General features: G+C 68.8%; 20 protein-coding genes. 7 read left to right on the forward strand and 13 right to left on the reverse strand.

Annotated features, from left to right (window positions below; translation table 11 throughout):
* From HMPREF0321_RS01365 to HMPREF0321_RS01395, 7 genes are all read right to left on the reverse strand, one after another.
* A partial coding sequence (locus HMPREF0321_RS01365; protein WP_006943594.1) for a DNA-3-methyladenine glycosylase occupies positions 1-1,118 on the reverse strand: 1,118 nt, incomplete at its 3' end.
* Positions 1,105-2,208: a hypothetical protein gene (locus HMPREF0321_RS01370; protein ID WP_006943598.1), complete on the reverse strand. Its 1,104-nt coding sequence runs from the start codon at positions 2,206-2,208 to the stop codon at positions 1,105-1,107. The genes HMPREF0321_RS01370 and HMPREF0321_RS01365, both read right to left, overlap by 14 nt.
* Entirely contained in the window at positions 2,208-3,131 is a 924-nt protein-coding gene (locus tag HMPREF0321_RS01375) for a glycosyltransferase family 2 protein (RefSeq protein WP_006943591.1), read from the reverse strand. The genes HMPREF0321_RS01370 and HMPREF0321_RS01375 overlap by 1 nt, the downstream gene beginning before the upstream one ends.
* Before the next feature lie 58 nt (positions 3,132-3,189).
* A complete protein-coding gene (locus HMPREF0321_RS01380; RefSeq protein WP_006943590.1) occupies positions 3,190-3,648 on the reverse strand; it encodes a hypothetical protein in 459 nt (152 codons plus the stop codon).
* A gap of 47 nt (positions 3,649-3,695) precedes the next feature.
* Entirely contained in the window at positions 3,696-4,454 is a 759-nt protein-coding gene (locus HMPREF0321_RS01385) for an SDR family NAD(P)-dependent oxidoreductase (protein ID WP_006943602.1), read from the reverse strand.
* Positions 4,447-5,733, reverse strand: a complete 1,287-nt coding sequence (locus tag HMPREF0321_RS01390; protein WP_006943600.1) for a class I adenylate-forming enzyme family protein — start codon at positions 5,731-5,733, stop codon at positions 4,447-4,449. The genes HMPREF0321_RS01385 and HMPREF0321_RS01390 overlap by 8 nt, the downstream gene beginning before the upstream one ends.
* Positions 5,730-5,984 carry a phosphopantetheine-binding protein gene (locus tag HMPREF0321_RS01395; RefSeq protein WP_006943595.1) on the reverse strand — a complete coding sequence of 85 codons (255 nt, stop codon included), beginning with the start codon at positions 5,982-5,984 and terminating at the stop codon, positions 5,730-5,732. The genes HMPREF0321_RS01390 and HMPREF0321_RS01395 overlap by 4 nt, the downstream gene beginning before the upstream one ends.
* 173 nt (positions 5,985-6,157) lie before the next feature.
* Here HMPREF0321_RS01395 and HMPREF0321_RS01400 point away from each other — a divergent pair, with 173 nt between their 5' ends.
* From HMPREF0321_RS01400 to HMPREF0321_RS01410, 3 genes are read left to right on the forward strand one after another with little or no spacing between them, the layout of a single operon-like run.
* Positions 6,158-6,676, forward strand: coding sequence for a GNAT family N-acetyltransferase (locus HMPREF0321_RS01400; RefSeq protein WP_006943601.1), 519 nt, complete (start codon positions 6,158-6,160; stop codon positions 6,674-6,676).
* Entirely contained in the window at positions 6,673-7,737 is a 1,065-nt protein-coding gene (gene pseI, locus HMPREF0321_RS01405) for a pseudaminic acid synthase (RefSeq protein ID WP_006943592.1), read from the forward strand. The genes HMPREF0321_RS01400 and pseI overlap by 4 nt, the downstream gene beginning before the upstream one ends.
* Before the next feature lie 22 nt (positions 7,738-7,759).
* Entirely contained in the window at positions 7,760-9,919 is a 2,160-nt protein-coding gene (locus HMPREF0321_RS01410; protein WP_006943586.1) for a hypothetical protein, read from the forward strand.
* 425 nt (positions 9,920-10,344) lie between these two features.
* Here HMPREF0321_RS01410 and HMPREF0321_RS01415 read toward each other — a convergent pair whose 3' ends face one another.
* From HMPREF0321_RS01415 to pseB, 3 genes are read right to left on the reverse strand one after another with little or no spacing between them, the layout of a single operon-like run.
* A complete protein-coding gene (locus HMPREF0321_RS01415; protein ID WP_205747095.1) occupies positions 10,345-11,277 on the reverse strand; it encodes a hypothetical protein in 933 nt (310 codons plus the stop codon).
* Between the two features lie 44 nt (positions 11,278-11,321).
* The gene (locus HMPREF0321_RS01420) at positions 11,322-12,452 is read right to left on the reverse strand and encodes a DegT/DnrJ/EryC1/StrS aminotransferase family protein (protein ID WP_006943603.1); all 1,131 of its coding nucleotides are present in this window, start codon (positions 12,450-12,452) and stop codon (positions 11,322-11,324) included.
* Between the two features lie 10 nt (positions 12,453-12,462).
* Positions 12,463-13,452: a UDP-N-acetylglucosamine 4,6-dehydratase (inverting) gene (gene pseB, locus HMPREF0321_RS01425; RefSeq protein ID WP_006943604.1), complete on the reverse strand. Its 990-nt coding sequence runs from the start codon at positions 13,450-13,452 to the stop codon at positions 12,463-12,465.
* Positions 13,453-13,602: 150 nt separating this feature from the next.
* Between pseB and HMPREF0321_RS01430 the strand changes: the two genes are divergently transcribed.
* The 3 genes from HMPREF0321_RS01430 to HMPREF0321_RS01440 all read left to right on the forward strand — a co-directional run bounded on the left by HMPREF0321_RS01430 (position 13,603) and on the right by HMPREF0321_RS01440 (position 17,075).
* Entirely contained in the window at positions 13,603-14,724 is a 1,122-nt protein-coding gene (locus HMPREF0321_RS01430; RefSeq protein WP_006943588.1) for a PseG/SpsG family protein, read from the forward strand.
* Between the two features lie 72 nt (positions 14,725-14,796).
* Positions 14,797-16,329: an aldo/keto reductase gene (locus HMPREF0321_RS01435; RefSeq protein WP_006943605.1), complete on the forward strand. Its 1,533-nt coding sequence runs from the start codon at positions 14,797-14,799 to the stop codon at positions 16,327-16,329.
* Positions 16,329-17,075: a TIGR03089 family protein gene (locus tag HMPREF0321_RS01440; protein WP_006943587.1), complete on the forward strand. Its 747-nt coding sequence runs from the start codon at positions 16,329-16,331 to the stop codon at positions 17,073-17,075. Before HMPREF0321_RS01435 ends, HMPREF0321_RS01440 begins: the two co-directional genes overlap by 1 nt.
* Positions 17,076-17,199: 124 nt before the next feature.
* Here HMPREF0321_RS01440 and HMPREF0321_RS01445 read toward each other — a convergent pair whose 3' ends face one another.
* From HMPREF0321_RS01445 to HMPREF0321_RS01455, 3 genes are all read right to left on the reverse strand, one after another.
* The gene (locus tag HMPREF0321_RS01445; protein WP_006943597.1) at positions 17,200-17,976 is read right to left on the reverse strand and encodes an ABC transporter ATP-binding protein; all 777 of its coding nucleotides are present in this window, start codon (positions 17,974-17,976) and stop codon (positions 17,200-17,202) included.
* Between the two features lies 1 nt (position 17,977).
* Entirely contained in the window at positions 17,978-18,841 is an 864-nt protein-coding gene (locus HMPREF0321_RS01450) for an ABC transporter permease (RefSeq protein ID WP_074040692.1), read from the reverse strand.
* A 110-nt stretch (positions 18,842-18,951) separates the two neighbouring features.
* Positions 18,952-19,992, reverse strand: coding sequence for a glycosyltransferase family 2 protein (locus HMPREF0321_RS01455; protein WP_006943585.1), 1,041 nt, complete (start codon positions 19,990-19,992; stop codon positions 18,952-18,954).
* A 200-nt stretch (positions 19,993-20,192) separates the two neighbouring features.
* Between HMPREF0321_RS01455 and HMPREF0321_RS16680 the strand changes: the two genes are divergently transcribed.
* On the forward strand, positions 20,193-20,372 hold a 180-nt coding region (locus tag HMPREF0321_RS16680; protein WP_006943589.1), incomplete at its 3' end, for a hypothetical protein.

The raw sequence follows: 20,372 nt of genomic DNA on the forward strand, positions 1-20,372 counted from the left end.
CGTGGGCGCGGCGGGCCGCCGGCGAGGATGAGGCGCTCGGCGCGAAACCGGTGCCCACGGTATGGCTCCAGCAGGCGCGCCATGCCGGCGTCATCGGTGTCCTGGCCGATCAGCGCGTGCCCGATCTGCTTCGCGACGTGGTAATCCCTGAACGTCGGCGCATCGGCGTCACCCCAGGCCGTCTGCGCGACCTTGGCACTCGTCCACACTCCGAGCCCGGGCACGGACCGCAGGCGAGCGTGGGCCTCGGCGTGCGGCAGGTCCGCCGTCCGCTCGAGCGCGTCGGCGTGGTCGAGCGCTCGCATGATCGTGCGCGACTGCGGTGGCTCGACGCCGGCCTGCAACCACGCCCAGGACGGGATGCGTCGCCACCCCCGTGCGTCCGGCGCGGCGTGCATGCGGGCGACGGCACGCGCCTGCGGGCCGGCTGCGCGCACGACCTCCGCGGGCGTCGGGATGGGCGTGCCGTAGCGGCGTACGAGCACCCGAAACCCGCCGAACGCCTGCTTGCCGGTGACCTTCTGCTCGAGGATGCTCGGCACGAGCGAGGTGATGACGAGCCCCGTGCGCGGGGCGCGCCAGTGACGATGGTGCGGCTGGCGCAGTGCCGCCGTCACCCGGTCGTGACGGGCCACGAACCCGGACGGGTCGTCGTCACCGCCCAGGATGCGAGGCACCCGACCCTGGAACCACGCCGCACCCGGGCCGTAGGCCCGCAGCTCGACGCGGTCGGGACGCTCGGCGCGCGAGCTGCCATCGGGCATGGCGGCGGTTCGCGGCTCACACCCCGCCATCCCACCGAGGCCCGGCCTATCCGCTCGTGCGGCTCCGGGCGTCGCTACGGGTGTACCGCCACGCACGGGCATCGAGCGCCACCACGTCAACGCCGGCCCGAGGGGCGTCGTCACGGCCCACCACAACTGCCGTTCGCCGATGACCATGCTCGGGTCGCCCACGCCGCGGCGCAGGGCCCCGAGGATCTGCGCTAGCGGCACCGGCCGGCCGGGTTCCCACACCTCGAACAGGTCGGCCGACATGGCGCCGGGCGCGCCCGCCCCGTCGGCCCCGTGGACTGTGTCGCCCCCGCCGGCCCCCTCGGCCGCGTCAGCGACGTCCATCAGACCCACGCTCCTCGAGGCCGCGGGAGACCACAGCACTCACCTCGCGCTCGACCTCGTCGAGTGGAACCCGCTCACCGAGGAACGCCTCGAAGATCCCGGCTTGCTCGGGCGAGACGTCGGTGTCGAGGTGCGCCACGCTCGGCTCACTCACCCACACGACGGGCATGCCGACCATGGCCGACAGGTTGATGAGGGCCGTGCTCGGCCCGCCGAGCGCCAGGCTCGCACGCACGACGTCCGGGTCGAGCTCGGCGGTGCCCCGCGAGAGCATGATGTCGAACTCCGCGTACCGGGCGCGATCTTCGGCGGGGTGCGGACGCACGAGCGGTCGCAGCCCGGCCGCGGCCGCGGCGTCCGCGAGGCGTCGCACGTACGCGAGGTAGGCCTCCGGCGAGCACCAGCCGAGGTCGACGACCGGCTGGGTGAGGATGACGGCGCTCGCGTCGCTGCCGGGGCGCGCGTCGCCCAGCTCGCGTCCGAACTCGGCGGCGACGGCCGGCAACACCTCCCACGATGATCCGACCGAACGGAACGTCGGCCACCGCAGCGTCGTGCAGGCGCGCGCGATGGCCGCGGTGACGAGCGTGCGCGCTGCGGCCTTCGCCGCCGGGGTGCCGTTACGCTCCAGCGCCGCCCGCCGCGAGTCACGCGAAGCGTAGGAGCCGATGCCCTCGTCCGTGACGACGACCTCGATGCGCCGCGTCGGGTTGGCTCGTCGCAGCCGGGCGACGGCCTTGAGCCCCGGCGCGCCCACGGCGACGTAGAGGCAGCAGGCCGCGTCGTCGAATCGCCATCCGGGCATCCCGTCTTCGACGGTGACGCTCCCGCCCTGAGGCAGCAGCTCGCGCGCGTCGTCGACGGTGACGGCGGCGGAGGCGAGGAACGCGGGCGCGGCGACGAACGAGACGCGGATCGGCGTGACCCCGTCGACGAGGGTGCGCACGTAGGAGGCGATGTAGACGAGGTGACTGCGGTTCTTCACCCCGGTGATGGCGACGTGGATGCCCCGCGTGCCCTGCGCGTCGAGCGACGCTGGGCGGCCGCTCGAACGAGTGAGTCTGCGACGCAGCGAGGTTGCGGCCCCCATCACAGCACCGGGGGCCGGCCGAGACGCGTCAGCCGGGCGACGGTCGACCACGACATGACGCGCCGCTCCCCCGCGTCGGTCCGCACGCCCTCGACGAAACCGGCGAACCACGTCTTGAGTGCCTCCTTGTCCTTGACGCGCAGCACCGTGATGGCGGCCCAGTTGCCGAGGTAGAGGGGCACCAGCGGCGCCGGTAGGTTTCGCTTGGCGACCCACACGCGGTTGCGCGCGTTCATCCGGTAGTACACGGCGTGACGCGCGGGGCTCGTCGCGGGGTGATGGACGGTGATGCTCGGGACGTACTGGATGACCCAGCCGGCGTCGATGAGGCGCCAGGCGAGGTCGATGCCCTCGTGGCCGTAGAAGAACTCCCCTGGCCAGCCGCCGACTTCCTCGAACGCGGTACGCCGGGACAGGTGGATGCCTTCGAGGAACCACGTCGCGGGCCCGGGCTTGCCGCCGCCTTCGACACGCAGGCGCGGAATCCATCGCCGCGGCGTCGGCTTTCCCGTCGGATCCTGTCCCAGCGGGCCGATGACGGCGTTCTTCGGGTCGCGTTCCATCTCACGCACCATGTCGGCGAGGACGTGATCGTTCGGCAGGGTCGCGTCGTCGTCGAAGAAGAAGAGGTAGTCGCCGCGCGCCTTGGCTGCCCCGACGTTACGCCCGCCCGGGATGCCGAGGTTCTCCGGCGAGTACAGGGGGCGCACGACATCGGGGAACGGCCACGGGTTCTCGGCCGGATCCCACCCGTTGCCGAGCAGCACGACGTCGAGTTCGACGTCGCGCTGGGCGATGAGCGAGTCAAGCGCCGCCCGCAGATCGTCGGGGCGGTTGCCCATCGTCATGAGGACGACGCCGACCCTCGGCAGCGCCCTGCCCTCGGACGAGCCCGGTTCCGCACCCGGTTGTGTCATCGTCATGTCTTTCCTCCATCGTGGGAAACCGTGGCGCTCACCGCACCTCGACTCTGCTGCCAGGCTAGAGTGCGCCGCCGACAACCCCGGAATCTCGGAGTTTTGCGCCGCTCAACGCCGCCGCGCGCGTCATGACGACGTCACCTCGAACCTCCGTGCGCCACGCCACCCGACCCACCGCGGCATCCTCCAGCACGTCGGCCGGCACGGCGAGCCCATGGCGCGAGAGCCACGTGATGATCGGGACGTCGGCGAGCTTGGCCAACGCTTCGGCGCGCGTCCAGGCCCCGGCGAACTCGACCGGGTCGTCCACCCCGAACCGCCGTACCAAGGACGCCCGCACCGGCGCGACGATCTCGGCGTCGATGACGAAACGCGCGCCCTCCCGGAGCCGCTCGGGCACGTGCCAGGCGAGCCCGGTGCCGTCGGCGAGGTAGCTGCGCGCGGCGTCGGGAAACGTCGTCGCGTTGACGTCGGCGGCGCGCACGACGTCGCCGTCACGCACGGCGGCCTCGAGCACCACACATGCGGGTGAGGTGTTCGAGGCCGGTGGCCGCGTCGTGGGGTCGCTCAGATCGAGCCGCCGCCGTCGATCGTCAGCACCATGCCGTTGATGTTCGTGTCTTCGAACAGCAGCATGCGCAGCGTCGGCGTGATGTTCTCCGGCTCGACGAGACGGTTCGTCGGCGTCCGGCGGGTGATCGTCGACAGCTGCTCGGTGCCGAGCACGGAGCTCATCTCCGACGCGAAGAAGCCGGGCGCGATCGAGTTGACGAGGAATCGCCCGTGCATCTCCCGCGCGAGCGAGCGCGTCGCGGCGTCGAGGCCACCCTTCGTCGCCGAGTACGCGACGAGGCCGGCGTAACCGCGCTGCGCGCAGACGCTCGTCACGTTGACGATGCGGCCCTTGCCGACCTTCGCCATCGCGTGACGCATGAACGCGCGCGTGACGAGCAGCGTCGCCGTCAGGTTGGTCGAGATGATGTCCTCGATGCGCTCCGGCGTCGTGTGCAGGTGCAGCGAGTCCTGACCGATCGCCGCGTTGTTGACGAGCGCGTCGATCGGGCCGAGCACCTTCGCGGCGTCCTTGATGAACGACGTGACGGCCTTCGAATCCGTGATGTCGACCGAGCCGACGTACACGCGCTCCGGGTTGGCGTCCATGAGCTGCTGCAGTTCGGGCGTGACGGTGCGGGCGAACGCCGCGACCTTCGCGCCGTTCGCGAGCACCTCCTCGACGAACGCGAGGCCGAGGCCGCGCGAGCCTCCGGAGATGAGGACGCAGGAGGCTGCGGGGATGACGTTCGGCTCGTTCGTGGTCTCAGACATCGCTCTTCAGGCTCTCCTTGATCGGGATCTCACTCAGGTACTTGACGCGGCGTGGCACCGCGTATTCGGGCAGTCGCTCGGCGCACCACGCCTGCAGCGCAGCCTGGTCGGGCGCACCGGGGTCACCCTTGGCGAGGCCGTCGCGCAGGACGACGTCCACTGCGACGACGTTGCCGACGAGCGGCGCCTTGCGCCCGCGCACGGCGGCCCAGGCGACGTCGGGGTGCTCGAGCAGCACTGCCCGCACGGCGCCCGCGGACGCCTTCGACCCGCCGACGTTGATCTCGTCGCTCGCGATGCGGCCGGTGATGACGACGCGTCCTTCGGCGATCTCGACGTGGTCGCCGGTGTGGATGACGGCGTCCATGCCCTCGGCGGCCTTCGGCGAGGCGATGAGCAGCTCACCGTCCTCGACGCTCAGGCGCGGGCGCCCGGCGACCTCGCGCTCCAGCCAGGTCTCGGGGAATCCGGCGAGCCCGTCGTGGACGGCGATCGCCGCACCGGCCTCGGAGCTCGCGTAGATCCATGAGATACGTGCGTCGGGGAAGACCTCACGCAGTCGGTCGAGGATGCCCTGGTCGACGGGTTCGCCGCCGAGCGTGATCTGTTCGAGCTTCAGCTGGGCGAGCACGTCACCGTTGCGCCACAGCGCTTGACGCCAGAACGTCGGCGTGCCGGATGCCGCCGTCACGCCCGCCGCGAGCGCCTGCTGCGGCCACTCGTCGAGCTGCGAGGGTTCGACGAAGACGACGTCCTGCCCGGGCATCGTGAGCGAGAGGGTGACGACCTGCCACCAGGCGTAGGCGCCCGGGGTGTAGGGGCACAACCAGGTGCGCGCAGGCTGCTGCCCCCCGACGGTCGTCAACGACTCCAGGGTGTGTGCCACCTGCTTCGGACGCCCGGTCGAACCGGACGTCAGCAACCAGATGCGGCCCGCCTCGGGCTCGCGCGGCGCCGTCGCGGCCTCGAGCGTGACGCCGCCGGCGCTGTCGCGCACGAGCGTCAGCCCCCCGTCACGCAGCTGCGCCGCCTGCTCGTCCCCGATGCGCGACGCGGTCGCGATGAGCGTCTCGCGGCCCGGGTCGAGCGCTGCGTTCCAGGCGGCCTGAGCCGCCGCGCGGTGCCCCGAGACCAGGCAGGCCGCGGCGGGCGGCAGCGTCGGTGTGTCGGACGATGCGCCGTACGGCGCCTGCGCCAACTCAGCCCACGTGCCGTCGAACTCGCCGACGACGACGCGGTTGCCCGCGCCCGCAGGACGCGAGTCGAGCACCCCCGTCATTCGGCCTTCTGAAGCTCGTCGATGAAGTCGAGGACGTCTCCGACGGTCTCGATGGAGCGCAGGCCGGGCGCGTCGAAGTTGAGTTCGGTGTCGAGCTCGTCCTCGACCTGCAGGGCCAGTTCGGAGAAGTCGAGCGAGCGGAAGCCGATGGTGTCGAGGCGCGCACCGTCGTCGGCGGGCAGTTCCTTGCCCTGGGCGGCGAGGACCTCGCCCATCATCGTGCGGACCTGATCGCGGCTGAGCGTGCTCATGACTTCACCTTTGCTCGATGCTGTGACGGCCCGGCGCTCACTCTGCGCGCCGCTGGGGGCGCAGCATGCCTGCCGTGGCCTGTTTCCTTACGGGGTAGTCTAGACATTCCGGCTGTCTGCGCCATTTCGTGCGTTTCGGCACCCGGCCCAGCCGTATTCGAGGGAGATCGACGATGCTTCGTCCCGCCACCGACGCCGACCAGGAGAACGTGCGCACCTGGCGCAACCATGACGAGGTGCGAGCCGTGTCGCTGACGCAGCACGTCATCAGCGCTGACGAGCATGCCGCGTGGTGGGCGAACACGAAGGACAACCCGTCGCGTCACGTGCTCATCTACGAACGCGGTGGCGTGCCGTCGGGCGTCGTCACCTTCTTCGACCTCGACGTCGACGCGAAGACGTCGTGGTGGGGTTACTACCTCGACAACGACGGCCTCACCGCGCGCGGTGAGCTGCTGCCGGCGTGGATCCAGATCCAGCGCGAGGCCGTCAAGTACGCCGACGCCGAACTCGGTCTGGACTCTCTCGACGCCGAGGTGCTCGAGATCAACGAGGGCGTGCGCCGGTTCAACAAGCGCAACGGCTTCACCGAGCTGGAGACGCAGAACCGAGAGATCGGCGGCGAGAACGTCGCCGTCATCCACGTGCGCCGCGAGCGCCCCCGCACCGACCGCCAGGAGCCGACATCATGACGCAGAACCCGAACCAGAACATCCGCATCGGTGACGTCGAGGTCGGCCCAGGCGCCGAGCCGTACATCATCGCGGAGATGTCGGGCAACCACAACGGCAGCCTCGAGACCGCGCTCGACATCGTCCGCATGGCCGCAGCACAGGGCGCGCACGCCATCAAGCTGCAGACGTACACGGCCGACACGATCACGATCGACGTGCGCACCGACGAGTTCAAGATCTCCGGCGGGCACGAGCTGTGGGGCGATCGCTACCTCTACGACCTCTACACGGAGGCGCACACCCCGTGGGAGTGGCACGAGCCGATCTTCGCGCTCGCGAAGGAGCTCGGCATCCACGCCTTCTCCTCCCCCTTCGATCCGACGGCCGTCGACTACCTCGAGAACCTGGACGTGCCCGCGTACAAGATCGCGAGCAGCGAGATCGTCGACCTGCCGCTCATCCGGTATGCGGCAAGCAAGGGCAAGCCGATCATCATCTCGACGGGGATGGCCTCGCTGGGTGAGATCAACGCGGCCGTCGAGGCGGCGCGCAGCACGGGCAACGAGCAGATCATCGTGCTCGCCTGCACCGCCAACTACCCGGCCGACCCGAGCGAGTCGAACCTGCGCGGCATCCCCGTCATGCGCGACGCCCTCGGCACGCTCATCGGCTACTCCGACCACACGATGGGCATCGGCGCGGCCGTCGCGTCCGTCGCGCTCGGCGCGGTTCTCGTCGAGAAGCACGTGACGCTGAACCGCGAGGACGGCGGCGTCGACTCGGCATTCTCCTCCGAACCGGAGGAGCTGAACCAGCTCGTCACGCAGACGAAGATCGCGTGGCAGTGCCTCGGCGAGCCGCGCATCGGCGCTCGCGCGCAGGAGAAGGAGGGCCTGCGCTTCCGCCGCAGCCTCTACGTCGTCGAGGACGTCAAGGCTGGCGACGTCGTGACGGCGCAGAACGTGCGCTCCATCCGCCCCGCGAACGGCCTGCCTGCCGATACGTTCGACACGCTCGCAGGCCGCACGTTCATCAAGGACGCTCCCAAGGGCACGCCGATGTCCTGGGGACTCGTCTGAGCGCCGATCGAAGGAAACTGCAATGACTCACGATGCTGCCAACACCGATCGAGAATCGGGCGCAGTCCTGCTCGGGGACCACCTCGTCGAGGGCACTGATCTGAATAGCACCGCGCCGCTTTCGGGCGTGCGCCTTCTTCTCGCCGCTTTGTGCGACTCCCGTCCGCCTCAGCGCGTCCTGGTGATCGGAACAATGGCCGCGCAACTGGTCGACGCTTTGCCCGAATCCTCCAGCGCCGACATCGTGGTCCGCCATCTTGCCGACGTGCGTTCTTTGGCGGCTCGCTTCGTCGAGAGAACCGAGGACAGGTACTTCTGTGGCGGGCTCGAGCTGTTCGACACGCCAGATCTGTACGACCTCGTCGTCCTCATGGGCGGAGGCCCGGAGGTGCTTTCTCCTGTCGGGCAAGGAATGGACGACGCTTCCATCATCGCTAAAGTGGCCGAGCGCCTCACCCCGCATGGGGTTCTACTCCTCGGTTCGAACAACCCGCTGGGCCTTGGGGAGCTACTGGCGCTCGAACCCGAGGTGCCGTTCGACGACGACCGCCGTTGGTATCTTGGCCACTCGAAGGTGTCCCAGAGGCCGCTGCTGCTGACTGAGCTGGAGGGCGCGATCGAAGGCGTCGGGATGCGCACCTCTTCACGAATCGTTGCGTACCCGTCATTGCATGATCCGCGTGTTCTTGCCTCGGCGCATCATTCGAGGGACCGGGCTCTCCTGAGCCATGCCGTAACGCGCGCGCTTCGAGAGCAGTTCAGCGAGCGGCCCGCCGCGCGGGATGCGGCTGTCACGACTGAAATGGTCGTGGCCTCCGGACTCGATATCACCCTGGCACCGGCCTGGTTCAGCGTGGTCGCGCGCGAAGACTTGATGCTGGACCTTCCCGATCTCGTGGTCACCGACACCCACCCGAATACGGACTGGGCACGTGTCGCCGCATACCGCGCAGGCGAGGTGACAACCACATGGGGAGATGGCAAGGACACATCCCCCGAACGATCGGCACTGGGAGTCTCCCGCGACCTCAGCGCACCGGCCATGGCGAGTGACGGACAAACGCTGGAGCAACTTCTGCGTGAGGCAGCTGCCAACAGTGACTACCGCACGCTGCGCAGATTGGTTAACCTCTACCACGACTGGATTCGCTCGAGCTCACCCAGCGGCCCACTGCGAAGCATGCGCGGTCTCTCGCGCGTCGATCTCAGCCCTGGACACGTGAGCGCGACGCACGCGCAGCTGGCGACGGATGAGGCGGACGAGCCAGCAGGAACCGCGGCTGACCAGGAGGTGGCCGACGGCCTCTTCGGAGACCCGAGCGTGGACGATGCGGCTCAACTCGGGCTTGGTTTTGACCCGGTGCTGAGAGAGACCGGCATCGAGCGTGACACCGTCGAGGATACGCACCACCATGATGGGGGGCGTGATGAGGCGAGCGCGCCACCTGTGCCCGTCGAAGCAGTCGTGGACCAGACCACCACGGGCGACACAGATATGGTGCGTCAGTGGTTCGCGACTCCGGACAACGTGGCGCTTTCGTCGGACGGAAAGGTGCAAATTGTCGACGGCTCCTGGTCGATCGCCAACCCGTCAGCGGGCCAGCTCGCATTCGTGCGAGGGCTGCGCGTCTTTGCGACCCGATTGCTCGCGTCAGGCGCAGCTCATCCGTGGCGCCTGCCTGTCACTCCGGAATCGGTCGTGCGCACCCTGGCCTCGATGGCCGGGGTGACGGTCGCAGACGGCGACATCGAGATGGTGGCTCTCCTCGAGACGGAGGTGGCCCTCGCAACCGGAGCGGCGAACCGTGACTTCGACGCCGAGGTGCGCCGAAACATCGCTGACGGCGCCCGGGACAATCACCTCCCATCCGCCACAGCGGCAGGATTCCGTGAACTGCTGGCACAGACGCGCTCGCTGAATCACACGATCAGGGCGCAGCAGCGTCAGATCGCGTGGCTGGAGGGCACCCTGAAGATGCGCGATCGCCGTATCAGGGAGTACGACCGCCTGATGTTCAAGCTCGAGGAATCGATGAGCTACAAGGCCCTGCGGGCCGCAGGTGCGCCCAAGCGCATCGCGGTGTCTAAGGCTCGCAGCCGGGTCGAAGAGGTCGTTCCGCCACGTTTGCGCGGAAGGGCGAAGCGTGCCCTCGACCGGGCGATCGCGCCGAACGCGGATTGACACTCATGCTCTGAGGCGACAGGCGGGTCCACCGATGCGTGACGAACGCGATTCTGCGTTCCTTACGCATCGGCGGACCCGCCTGTCGATGGCACCCGGTGCGCGCGCGTGCTGAGTCGCTCGGCAGAAGCAGGATCGCGGTTCGTCGGCTGCACACTGGCGTCGAGGGGCACTCGACCAGCGCTCCAAAGCCGATGAGCGGTCGGCCGGGACGACACCGCGAACAAATGCGCATCAGGAGCCTTCGCAGCGGCGCACTACATCACAGGTGTGCCCGCCCGGCCCGGCTTAGGGGCGTATACCCTGCTCAAGGGACGCCCCGTGTCCCGGACCGCACTGGTTCCTGCGAACCGCAGCAGGGGACCGGTCTCGCACACTTGCAAGCGACCCCCACGAGGACAACGCCGATCGAGAGTGGGGCAGCGTCAGAAACCGCGCTCAGGACGAACGCGCGGTGGTGCACTCCCGGTACGCGCAGAGGGGAACTCTGGGGAGGGGCTGAAGCGACGGAGGACGCGCTCGAACGAGATCGAGTCGTCCGGAGCTTGCGCCACCCGTTCCTCGACGTCGAATTCGTCGGCCCAACCAAAGAGGTCCACGATCTCTTCTGGCGGGAGAAGCTGGTCTGCACCCAGTTCTGCTACCGCAATCTCCCGGGCCACATCAGCCGGCACGGCTGGTTGATGAAATTCGGGGAAGATTTCCTGAGGCCGCTGCGCTCCCCCGAGCACCGCGTGATCGTTGTCGAGCTGCATGGGGTCTCCATAGACGCCGACCTCTGCTCCTGCCAGGGATCCGTGCAGAAGGGCCGAGGTCATGCGGTTGCTCACGACGCGCCGGTGACGGCGCACCTCGGCCAGCTGCTTGTAGAGGAACTCAGTGTCGGTTCCTCTCCAGAGATAGCCACGGCGTCCATGAGTGATGACACGGAACCCGGCGTCCTCGTACAAGCGTCTGATCCGCGGCTGCTCGTACTCGTTGATGTAGAGACACATCGTGATGGGGACGTCGCCCTCGGTCTCGCGGATCTCAGCGATGTAGGCCTCATGGTCTCCGGCTACCTGCTGGCCTTCCCACCCATGGAAGGGATACACGATCGTGCCTTCTCGTGTGTGACCCTCGGCCTCCCAATCTGCCTGTTTCTCGAGCTCGAGCAGGTAGTTCCAGGGCGCGCCGATGACGACGTAATCGCGCAACCCCGCAGCCCAGCCACGTCGGGCGCAGCCATCGCTGTAGACGAACTTCGGGTAACGCGCAGCGAAGACGGTGTTGACCGCGAAACCGTCGTGCATGTTCCATCCGTGCTGCAGGTACCCCCAAATACGTGGGGGCTCTGCCAGACCGACGTAGCGGGACATGATGTGAGCATGGCCGTAAAAATGGTTGGCGTGATGCATCTGGCTCAGGCCCCGCAGAACGTCCGAATGATCTCGATGACCCGATCGACGTCCGAGTCGGCGAGGTCGGGAAACATCGGCAGACTGATCTCCTGCTCGTAGTAGGCCTCGGCCTTCGGGCACATGCCGCGCTTGTAGCCGAGATCGGCGAAGTACGGCTGCCAGTAGACCGGGATGTAGTTGACCTGCACACCGATGCCCTGCGCACGCAGATGGTCGAACAGCTCGCGGCGTCGGCCGTCGGTGATGCGCAGCGGATAGAGGTGCCAGACCGGTTCCGCGCCCGCGCGGTGGCCGGGCAACGTCAGCTGCTCGATGCCCGCGAGGCCCTCGTTGTAGCGGTCCGTCAGCTCCTGACGGCGCGTCTTGAACTGCTCCAGTCGCGTCAGCTGGCTCGAGCCAAGCGCGGCCTGCAGGTCGTTGAGCCGGTAGTTGAGGCCCAGTTCGGGCATCTCGTACCACCACGCGCCCTCGTCGGGATGACGCAGCTGGTCGGCCTCGCGCACCATGCCGATGCCCTTGAACCGGCGCGCGCGCTCGAGGACGCCGGCGTCCTTCGCGACGACGGCGCCGCCCTCACCCGTCGTGAGGTTCTTCGTCGGGAAGAAGGAGAACGTCGTGATGTCCGCGAGGGAACCGACCGGCACACCGTCCAGCGAGCCGCCGACGGAGTGCGCCGCGTCCTCGAGCAGGTACGCGCCCGCATCCTTCGCGACCTTCGACAGCGCGGGGGCGTCGATGGGGTGGCCGCCGTAGTCGACGCCCGCGATCACCTTCGTCGAGGCGGTGACCTCGGCGGCGGCGGCCTCGGGGTCGAGGTTGCCCGTGTCCTCGCTGATGTCGGCGAAGACGATCTTGGCGCCCAGCAGCGCCGCCGCGGTCGCCGTTGCGAGGAACGTCAGCGGGGTCGTGATGACCTCGTCGCCCGGGCCGACCTCGGCCGCGGCGTACGCGACGTGCAGCGCAGCCGTGCCGGAGGTGACGGAGACCGCCGGCTCGGCGACGCCGGCCAGTTCGCCGATCTGCTTCTCGAACGACTCGACGTACGGGCCGGTGGTCAGCCAGTCACCCGACAGCACCTCCTGCACGGCGGCGATGTCGGCGTCGTTGATGGACTGACGGCCGTAGGGCAGCATCCGCGCGCCCTCAGATGCCCGAGGCGAGCATCTGCTGCAGCTGCTCGATCGTGTACCACTGGTCGTTGTCGCCCGAGGAGTAGTGGAAGCCGTCCTCGACGGGCTTGCCGTCCTTCGGCGGCTCGTAGCCCCACGTCGCGAAGTCGGGCTGCAGGACGAAGTACTTGCCGTCCTTGACGATCACCGCGCGGCGGCCCTCCTCCGGGGAGATCATCTCCTCGTGCAGCTTCTCGCCGGGGCGCAGGCCGACGTCGTGCATCTGCGCGCCGGGGGCGATGGCCTGCGCGAGGTCGGTGACCTTCATCGACGGGATGCGCGGCACGAGCAACTCGCCGCCCTGCATGAGGTCGAAGGTGTCGAGCACCATCTGCACGGCGTCGTCGAGGGTGATGAAGAAGCGGGTGCAGCGCAGATCGGTGATCGGCAGCGACTCGCCGGCCTCGTGCATCGCCTTGAACTTCGGGATGATCGAACCACGCGAGCCCATGACGTTGCCGTAGCGCACGACGGCGAAGCGCGTCGGGTAGGCGGCGGCGTAGTGGTTGCCGAGGATGAACAGCTTGTCGGCCGTCAGCTTCGTCGCGCCATAGAGGTTGATCGGGCTCGAGGCCTTGTCGGTCGACAGTGCGACGACCTTCTTGACGCCCGCGTCGATGCACGCCTCGATGACGTTCTGCGAACCGATGACGTTCGTCTTGACGAACTCGTACGGGTTGTACTCGGCCGTGTCGACCTGCTTGAGCGCCGCGGCGTGCACGACGTAGTCGACGCCGTGCATGGCGCGCTTGAGGCGGTCGAGGTCACGGATGTCACCGATGAACCAGCGCAGGCGCGGGTCGTCCTTGAACAGCGCGCGGCACTCCCACTGCTTCAACTCGTCACGCGAGTAGATGACGACGCGCTTGGGGTTGTGCTCGGCGAGCAGCTTCGTGATGAAGGCCTTGCCGAAGGAACCGGTACCACCGGTGACCAGGATGGACGAATCGTCAAGAATGCTCACGCGGGCTCCCAAATCATGTCGTACGTCGGTGACGCCGGAGCAAACGCCACGCGACGTGGCGCCTCACCGTTCTGCTCGATATCAGGTCAAGGCTAGCACCCGGCCCGTAGGCGCCCCCCGACCGTGCAGGCGGGGTGAGAGCATCGACGCATGGACGCTTCTCGTTCCCCGTCTCCCGCTGCGTGGCCCGGCGAGCCCGCCGCGACGACGCCTTCCTCCCCCACCCGTCGCGTCGTGCTGCGCGCCGATGCCACACCGACCATCGGCGTCGGGCACGCGATGCGATTGCTTGCGCTCGCCCAGGAGTTGCGCGGACGAGGCATCGAGGTGCACCTCGCGGGCGATCTCGATGTGGCATGGGTGGCGTCGGCCTACGCCGAGGCCGGCGTTCTCGTGCACCCCTGCCCCACCGACCCCGACGACCTCGCCACGCTCGTGCTCGATCTCGACGCGCGGTGGTGCGTACTGGATCGCTACGACCTGGGTCCGCGCTGGGGCGTGTGGCTGCGGCGAGCCGGCGTCGTCGTCATGGCGATGGTGGACGGGCCGTTCTCGGCTGATCAAGACGCCGACCTCTACGTCGACCAGAATCCCGGTGCGACGCCTCGTGCCGTCGGCGCGGGACAGCTCGCCCTCGCAGGGGCGGACTACACCCTCTTTCGTGACGACGTGCTCGCGCTGCGCCGCCCCGTCGGTGACGTCGCCGTCGATGACGTCGCCGACGAGGAGCAGCGCCCTCTGCGCGTGCTCGAGGTGTTCGGCGGCACCGACCCGTGCGGCGCGGCGCCCGTCGTCACACCTCTCGTACTGCAGGCATGCAGCGGCCTGGCCGCCGACATCACCGTCGTCACGCCTGACCGGACGTGGGTCGCCCCCCTCGCCGCGGATGCACCCCCCGGTGTCGAACTGCGAGCGAGCGGACCGGTGAGCGACCTCGCCGCGCGCGCCGCGGCCTGCGACCTCGTCGTGACCGCGAGCGGGTCGTCCGTGTGGGAACTCATGTGCCTCGGTGTCCCGCTCGGCGTCGTCTGCGTCATCGACAACCAGCGCCCGGGTTACGACATGGTGGCCGATGCAGATCTGGCGCTCGGGCTCGGCGACCTCGAGATGCTGCGACGCGACGATGACGCGCGCGCCGCGGCCGTGAGCGCGCTGCGCGAGGCGTTCACCGACCGCGACGTGCGCGTCGAGCGGGCCGCACGGGCTCAGGAGTTGCTCGACGGTCGGGGTCGCGCCCGCGTGGCGGAGGCTCTTGTCAGCCTGGCTCGCTAGGCTGGCGAACGCACCCTCGTCGAATCGGCACTGTTTCGAACAGCACCGTCCCAGCAGCTCCGGAGGCTCACCGTGACCCGCACCCGCGTCGTCATCCAATCCCGCCTGAACTCGAGCCGGCTGCCCGGCAAGGCGCTCATGACGATCGGCGGGATGCCGCTGATCGAGCTCGTCGCGCGCCGGGCCTCGCGTGATGGCCACGAGGTCGTCGTCGCCACCAGTGAGGAACAGTACGACACCCGCATCTTCGACCACCTCGCCCGCGTCGACATCCCGGCGATGCGTGGCTCACTCGACGACGTGCTCGGCCGCTTCGTCGAGGCGACGAAGGACATGGACGACGACGACCGCGTCGTCCGCCTGACCGGCGACAACCCCGTCGGCGATTCGAGCCTCATCGACGAACTCGTCGAGGCCATGGATGCGGGCGGTTACGAATACGGTCGCAACGACGTCTCACACATGCCCGAGGGGCTCGGATGCGAGGTCTTCCGCGTACGCGATCTGCGGCGCGCCGCCGCATCGACGAGCGACCCGTACGACCGCGAGCACGTGACCCCGTGGTTGCGCCGCAACGTCAAGACCCTCGACTTCGTCCCGGCCGCGAACCCCGGCGACCCCGAGCGCTTCCGCTGCACCGTCGATGTCCTCTCCGACTACGACCGGGTGTGCCGCCTGTTCGCCAACAAGCCGGACCCGGTCGCCGTCCCATGGACGGACCTCATCGCAGAGATCGGCGGGCCCGCCTTCACCGCCGGTCCCAGCGTGCCGCGCCGCGACGACAGCGAACTCGATCAGTCCGTCATGATCCTCGGCGGCCAGGCGTTCGCCGGCCCCAACGCGCCGTCGGCCGCGGAGATCCGCGCGATGCTCGCGACGGCCGTCAACCGCGGCGTCAACCACGTCGAGGTCGGTCGAGGCGACCACAACGCCGAGGAGATCCTCCACAAGTGCGGCGAGCCGCAGCTGACACAGCGGCTGCACTTCATCTCCCGCCTGCGTGAGATGCGCACCAACGACCCTCGACTCGCGGCCGCCGTCATCGAGGCCCAGCTCGAACGTTCCTTCGCCGAACTCGGCCGGCGTCGGGCGTCCGCCGTGCTCATGGCGAACGTCGACGAGGCGCACGACGCCGACGGCGCCGGCTGGCACCGCCTGCGCGACTACCAGGACAGCGGCGAGGTCGGCCGCATCGGCGTCAACGTCGAATCGCTCGAAGAACTCGAACGCGCCCTCGACCTCACCGGGCTCGGCTACGTGCAGTTCCCGCTCGGTGTCGCCGACCGGCAACTGCGCGCGGCGGGAGAGCTGCTCGGAGGGCGCGACGTCGTCGTCACGACGCACGCGACGTTCGCCGGCGGCACCGTGTTCGACCCGAGCGAACTCAACCGTCAGCTCGTGCTTCTTGCACACGAACTGGGACGCGCCAACGTCGCCGACCTGTGCGTCGCCTACAGCTTGTCGCACCAGTTCGTCGACTCCCTCGCGATCGGCACCCGCAGCAACCAGCAGATGATCGACGACCTCGCCTACTGCCTCAACGCCCCGCTGACGGCCGACGAGCGCGACGCCGTCGAGGAACGCCTCGACGCGGTGGTGTCCTGATGACGACCCGCACCCCGTGGCAGGTGCTCGAACACCTCGTCGCGACGGATCAGACGGCACCACGGGTGACGTTCTACGAACGCACACCCGGCCCCACGCAGGGTGAACGCATCGAGTTGTCCGCCAAGGTGCTGACGAACTGGGTGAGCAAGGCCGCCAACCTCTTGAGCGAGGAGCTCGACGTCGACGCGTCCTCGAGCGTCATCGTGCACCTGCCCGCTGCTCACTGGCGCACGGCCTACTGGTGCCTGGCCGTGTGGTCGCTCGGGGCGCAGGTCGTCTTCGTCGACGCCGACGACGACGATGGCGCCCTGCCGTCTGCCCCCATCGTGCGGGAGGCCGACGTGCTCGTCACCTCGAACCCTGCGGACGAGGTCGACATCGACATCGTCGTCGTCACGCTCGCGATGCTTGCGCGTCGATCGTCCGCTCCCCTGCCAACCGATGCGATCGATGAGGCGCAGGAGCTCAGCACCTTCGGCGACGTGTTCACCCCGTTCGATGTCCCGGCGCCGACGGCCGCCGCGCTGACCGTGGTGACGGGCGCCGGCGACGAGCGTCAGACGTCGTACGCCGACCTCACGACGCCACTCACCGACGCCGGCCGGCACTTCCTGGCCTCGCCGTCACCGGAGCTTCTCGCCGGCGTCCTGGCGGGCGGCGGCAGCGTCGTGCTCGTGCGAGGCGACATGGAGGCCGCTGACCTGGCGCGCCTACTGGAGCAGGAGTCCGCGCAGCCTCGATGAGGCGTCGTCGCCAGGCGTGCACGAAGGTGGACGAAATTCGCCGAGGTGCACGGAAATCGCGAAGGTGGACGCGATTCGCGAATGTGGACGAAGATCGCCGATGGGGACGGGAATCGCAGGTGGGTCAGCTGACGCCGGCGTCGAGATCCTTGTTGTAACGGTCGATGATCTCCTTCATCGGCCCGTCGCCGACGAGGGTGCCGCCCTGCAGGTAGATGCCGCGCGTGCAGAAGCGCGTGAGGTCACCTTCGGAGTGGCTGACGAGGAACAGCGTGCGTCCCTCGGCGAGAAGCCCTTCCATCCGCTCGTAGCACTGCTCGCGGAAGGCACGGTCGCCGACGGCGAGCACCTCGTCGACGAGGAGGATGGGCTCGTCGAGCTGCGTGATGACGGAGAAGCCTAGCCGCACCTGCATGCCGGAGCTGAAGTGGCGGAACGGCAGGTCGAGCCCCCGCTGCACCTGCGGCCCGGCGAACTTGACGATGTCGTCGAATCGCTCGTCGACCGTCTCCTTCTTCATGCCGTGCAGGCCGGCCATGAGGTAGATGTTCTCGCGAGCCGACAACTCGCCGATGAAGCCACCGGTGAGTTCGATCATCGGGGCGACGCCCTCGTGGATGCGCGCTGAGCCCTCGTCGGGAAGCAAGGTGCCGGCGATCATCTTGAGCAGCGTCGACTTGCCGCCACCGTTGGCCCCGACGAGACCGACGGCCTCCCCACGGCCGACGTCGAACGAGACGTTGCGCAGCGCCCAGAACGTCTCCTTGTCGTAGGAGGTCTTGCGCTTGTAGATGATCTCGCGCAGCGACAGGTTGCGCTTGCGGCCCTTGAGGAACTCGACGCCCAGGTCGTCGACCTCGATGACCGGCTTGCCCTCGGGGGTCTGCCATTCGACGGGCATCTCAGATCTCCTTGAGGATCGCGGGCTCGAGCTTGCGGAACACCCAGGAGCCGAAGGCGAGCCACCCGAGCGAGAGGACGAAGGCGAAGATCCAGCTGTGCCAGTCGGGTCCGTGCTCGCTGACGAAGCCCGCCCGGTACATGTCGATGATGCCGGTGAGCGGGTTGATCTGCATGAGCGTCGTCGCCCAGCCGAACCCGTGCTGCGAGGCCTTCTCGGCGAGCAGATGGATCGAGTAGATGATGGGTGTCAGGTAGAACAGCACGCGCAGGATGATGCGGACGATCCGGATGAAGTCGTCGACGAGCGCTGCCACCGGGGCGATGACGAGGCCCATGCCCATGAGCAGGATGAACTGGATGAGCAGCGCCGGGATCCAGTACACCAGCTCCCAGCTGAGCTGCACCTCCCCGTTGGCCCAGTAGTAGAGCATGAATCCGATGAGGATCGGCAGTGACAGCAGGTGCTCGATGCCCTTGGAGATGACCACGCGCGCCACCCACAACTCGCGCGGAAGGTTCGTCGAGCGGACGAGCAACCGCTCCGCGTAGAGCGCTCGCGCGCTCTCGTTGATGACGTTGTTGAACCAGTTCCAGGCGAGCATGCCGGCGACGATGAAGAGCACGATCGGCACACCGTCGGTGTTCTTGAACCGCTGAGCCATCGGCTCACCCGGTGAGGGGTCGCTCGCCCAGATGACGCCGAAGACGAACGAGTAGACCAGCGCCATGGCGAGGGGGTCGATCAGGGTCCAGAGGTAACCCAACGCCGAGCGCGAATAACGCACGCGAAGGTCACGTCGGACGAGGGTGTCGAGCGTCGCTCGATGGTCCCAGATCCGCGCCAAGCGGTTCGATGAGTTCATGTCTTCCTTCATGCTGACCAGCTGCTTCGCCCACCGGCTCGAGGGCAGCGGCACCTGGCGGTGCCACGACGCAGGCATCTCAGCCTACCGAGCACGCGCTGGGAGTTCGCTCAGGCTCGCGGGGCCTGCCCCGGTTCGGCGGGTTCGAGCTCGACGCGGGAGGTGAGGAAGCCCAGGCCCCAGGCCAGGTGCATCGTCGCGAGCACGGCCGGCATGCGGACGACGACGGCCGCGTCGCGCCCGCGCGCCGCGTGCACGCCTCCGGCGGTGACGAGGGCCGCGTACCCGAGCGGCGCTGCGAGCGCCGGGCGCCAGAACGCGCCGAGCGCAGCACCCCCGACGACACCGACGACCGCGACGGGCGGCGCGAGATAGCGCAGGTTGATCGACCCCTTGTGCTGACGCGCGACGACGCGACGCCACATGCCGTACTCGAAGTACTGCTTGGCGAGCGCCTTGAAGCTCGCCCGCGGACGATAGGTGACGCGCAGTTCGGGGGTGAACCAGACGGTGCCGCCCGCGCGGCGGATGCGGTAGTTCATCTCCCAGTCCTGTGCCCGCGTGTAGCGCGGGTCGTACATCCCGACGCGCTCGATCCACTCGCGCGCGAAGTTGCCGAGGTAGACCGTCTCGACCGCGCCGGCGTCACCGCCTTGCTTGAACTTCACGCCCCCGACGCCGATCTTCGACTTCATCGCGCACTCGACGGCCTGCTCGAAGTCGGTCGTTCCCTCAGCGTCCATGATGCCGCCGACGTTCGCGGCGCCCGTCTCGGCGAGCAGCCGCTCGACCGTGCGCAGGTAGCCCGGCGAGAGGATGCCGTGGCCGTCGACGCGTACGAGGATGTCGTGGCGCGTCGCAGCGAGCGCGGCGTTGAGGCCGTCCGGCGTGCGGCCCGTGGGGTTCTCGACGAGGGTGATGCGATCGTCGGCGTCTGCGAGCTCGCGCGCGACGTCCCACGTTCGGTCGTGGCACGGCCCGATGGCGAGGACGACCTCGAGCGGGCCGTCGTATTCCTGCGCGAGGATGGCGCGCACCGACTCGGCGAGGTGCTTCTCCTCGTCGAGGATCGGCATGAAGACGGAGATGCCGCGACGTTCCCCGTCGTCGGCTCCGGCCGGTTGTGCGGCGGGCGAATGCTCATCTGACACGGAACGACGTCTCCTGATCGAGCTCGGTGCGCCGTCGGCGGCCCCGTCCTGGGCCCACGGCGGCGCGGATGCGTTCGTCAGCCTACCGGGGGCCAGGGCGCGGGCGGCGGGGCCCCGACCTGCTCGCCCCGCGTGGCGCTGCCCCGAAAATCACAGCGCAGTTGTCTAACCTCGAGGGGTGCCGCAGCCGAATGATCCCCGTGACCCTCGTCAGCCCCGCCCCCGCCCCGACGGGCATGGCGGCCCTCGCGAGCACGACGCGTTCGTCGTCGACACGCGCCGTTCGAAGGGCAATCGACGCGCGATGCCGAAGCGCGCTGACACACCGCGCGACGCCGAAGGTCCCCGCCGCGGGGCCGAACAACCTCAGCGGCGGCCCG

It is taken from the genome of Dermacoccus sp. Ellin185, assembly GCF_000152185.1.
Classification (GTDB): domain Bacteria; phylum Actinomycetota; class Actinomycetes; order Actinomycetales; family Dermatophilaceae; genus Dermacoccus; species Dermacoccus nishinomiyaensis.

Excerpts from the sequence above, each read along its gene's own strand:
- HMPREF0321_RS01370 (WP_006943598.1), bottom strand. The coding sequence starts at position 2,208 with ATGGGGGCCGCAACCTCGCTGCGTCGCAGACTCACTCGTTCGAGCGGC.
- HMPREF0321_RS01375 (WP_006943591.1), bottom strand. The coding sequence starts at position 3,131 with ATGACGATGACACAACCGGGTGCGGAACCGGGCTCGTCCGAGGGCAGG.
- HMPREF0321_RS01385 (WP_006943602.1), bottom strand. The coding sequence starts at position 4,454 with ATGTCTGAGACCACGAACGAGCCGAACGTCATCCCCGCAGCCTCCTGC.
- HMPREF0321_RS01390 (WP_006943600.1), bottom strand. The coding sequence starts at position 5,733 with ATGACGGGGGTGCTCGACTCGCGTCCTGCGGGCGCGGGCAACCGCGTC.
- HMPREF0321_RS01395 (WP_006943595.1), bottom strand. The coding sequence starts at position 5,984 with ATGAGCACGCTCAGCCGCGATCAGGTCCGCACGATGATGGGCGAGGTC.
- HMPREF0321_RS01400 (WP_006943601.1), top strand. The coding sequence starts at position 6,158 with ATGCTTCGTCCCGCCACCGACGCCGACCAGGAGAACGTGCGCACCTGG.
- pseI (WP_006943592.1), top strand. The coding sequence starts at position 6,673 with ATGACGCAGAACCCGAACCAGAACATCCGCATCGGTGACGTCGAGGTC.
- HMPREF0321_RS01410 (WP_006943586.1), top strand. The coding sequence starts at position 7,760 with ATGACTCACGATGCTGCCAACACCGATCGAGAATCGGGCGCAGTCCTG.
- HMPREF0321_RS01415 (WP_205747095.1), bottom strand. The coding sequence starts at position 11,277 with ATGTCCCGCTACGTCGGTCTGGCAGAGCCCCCACGTATTTGGGGGTAC.
- HMPREF0321_RS01420 (WP_006943603.1), bottom strand. The coding sequence starts at position 12,452 with ATGCTGCCCTACGGCCGTCAGTCCATCAACGACGCCGACATCGCCGCC.
- HMPREF0321_RS01430 (WP_006943588.1), top strand. The coding sequence starts at position 13,603 with ATGGACGCTTCTCGTTCCCCGTCTCCCGCTGCGTGGCCCGGCGAGCCC.
- HMPREF0321_RS01440 (WP_006943587.1), top strand. The coding sequence starts at position 16,329 with ATGACGACCCGCACCCCGTGGCAGGTGCTCGAACACCTCGTCGCGACG.
- HMPREF0321_RS01445 (WP_006943597.1), bottom strand. The coding sequence starts at position 17,976 with ATGCCCGTCGAATGGCAGACCCCCGAGGGCAAGCCGGTCATCGAGGTC.
- HMPREF0321_RS01450 (WP_074040692.1), bottom strand. The coding sequence starts at position 18,841 with ATGAACTCATCGAACCGCTTGGCGCGGATCTGGGACCATCGAGCGACG.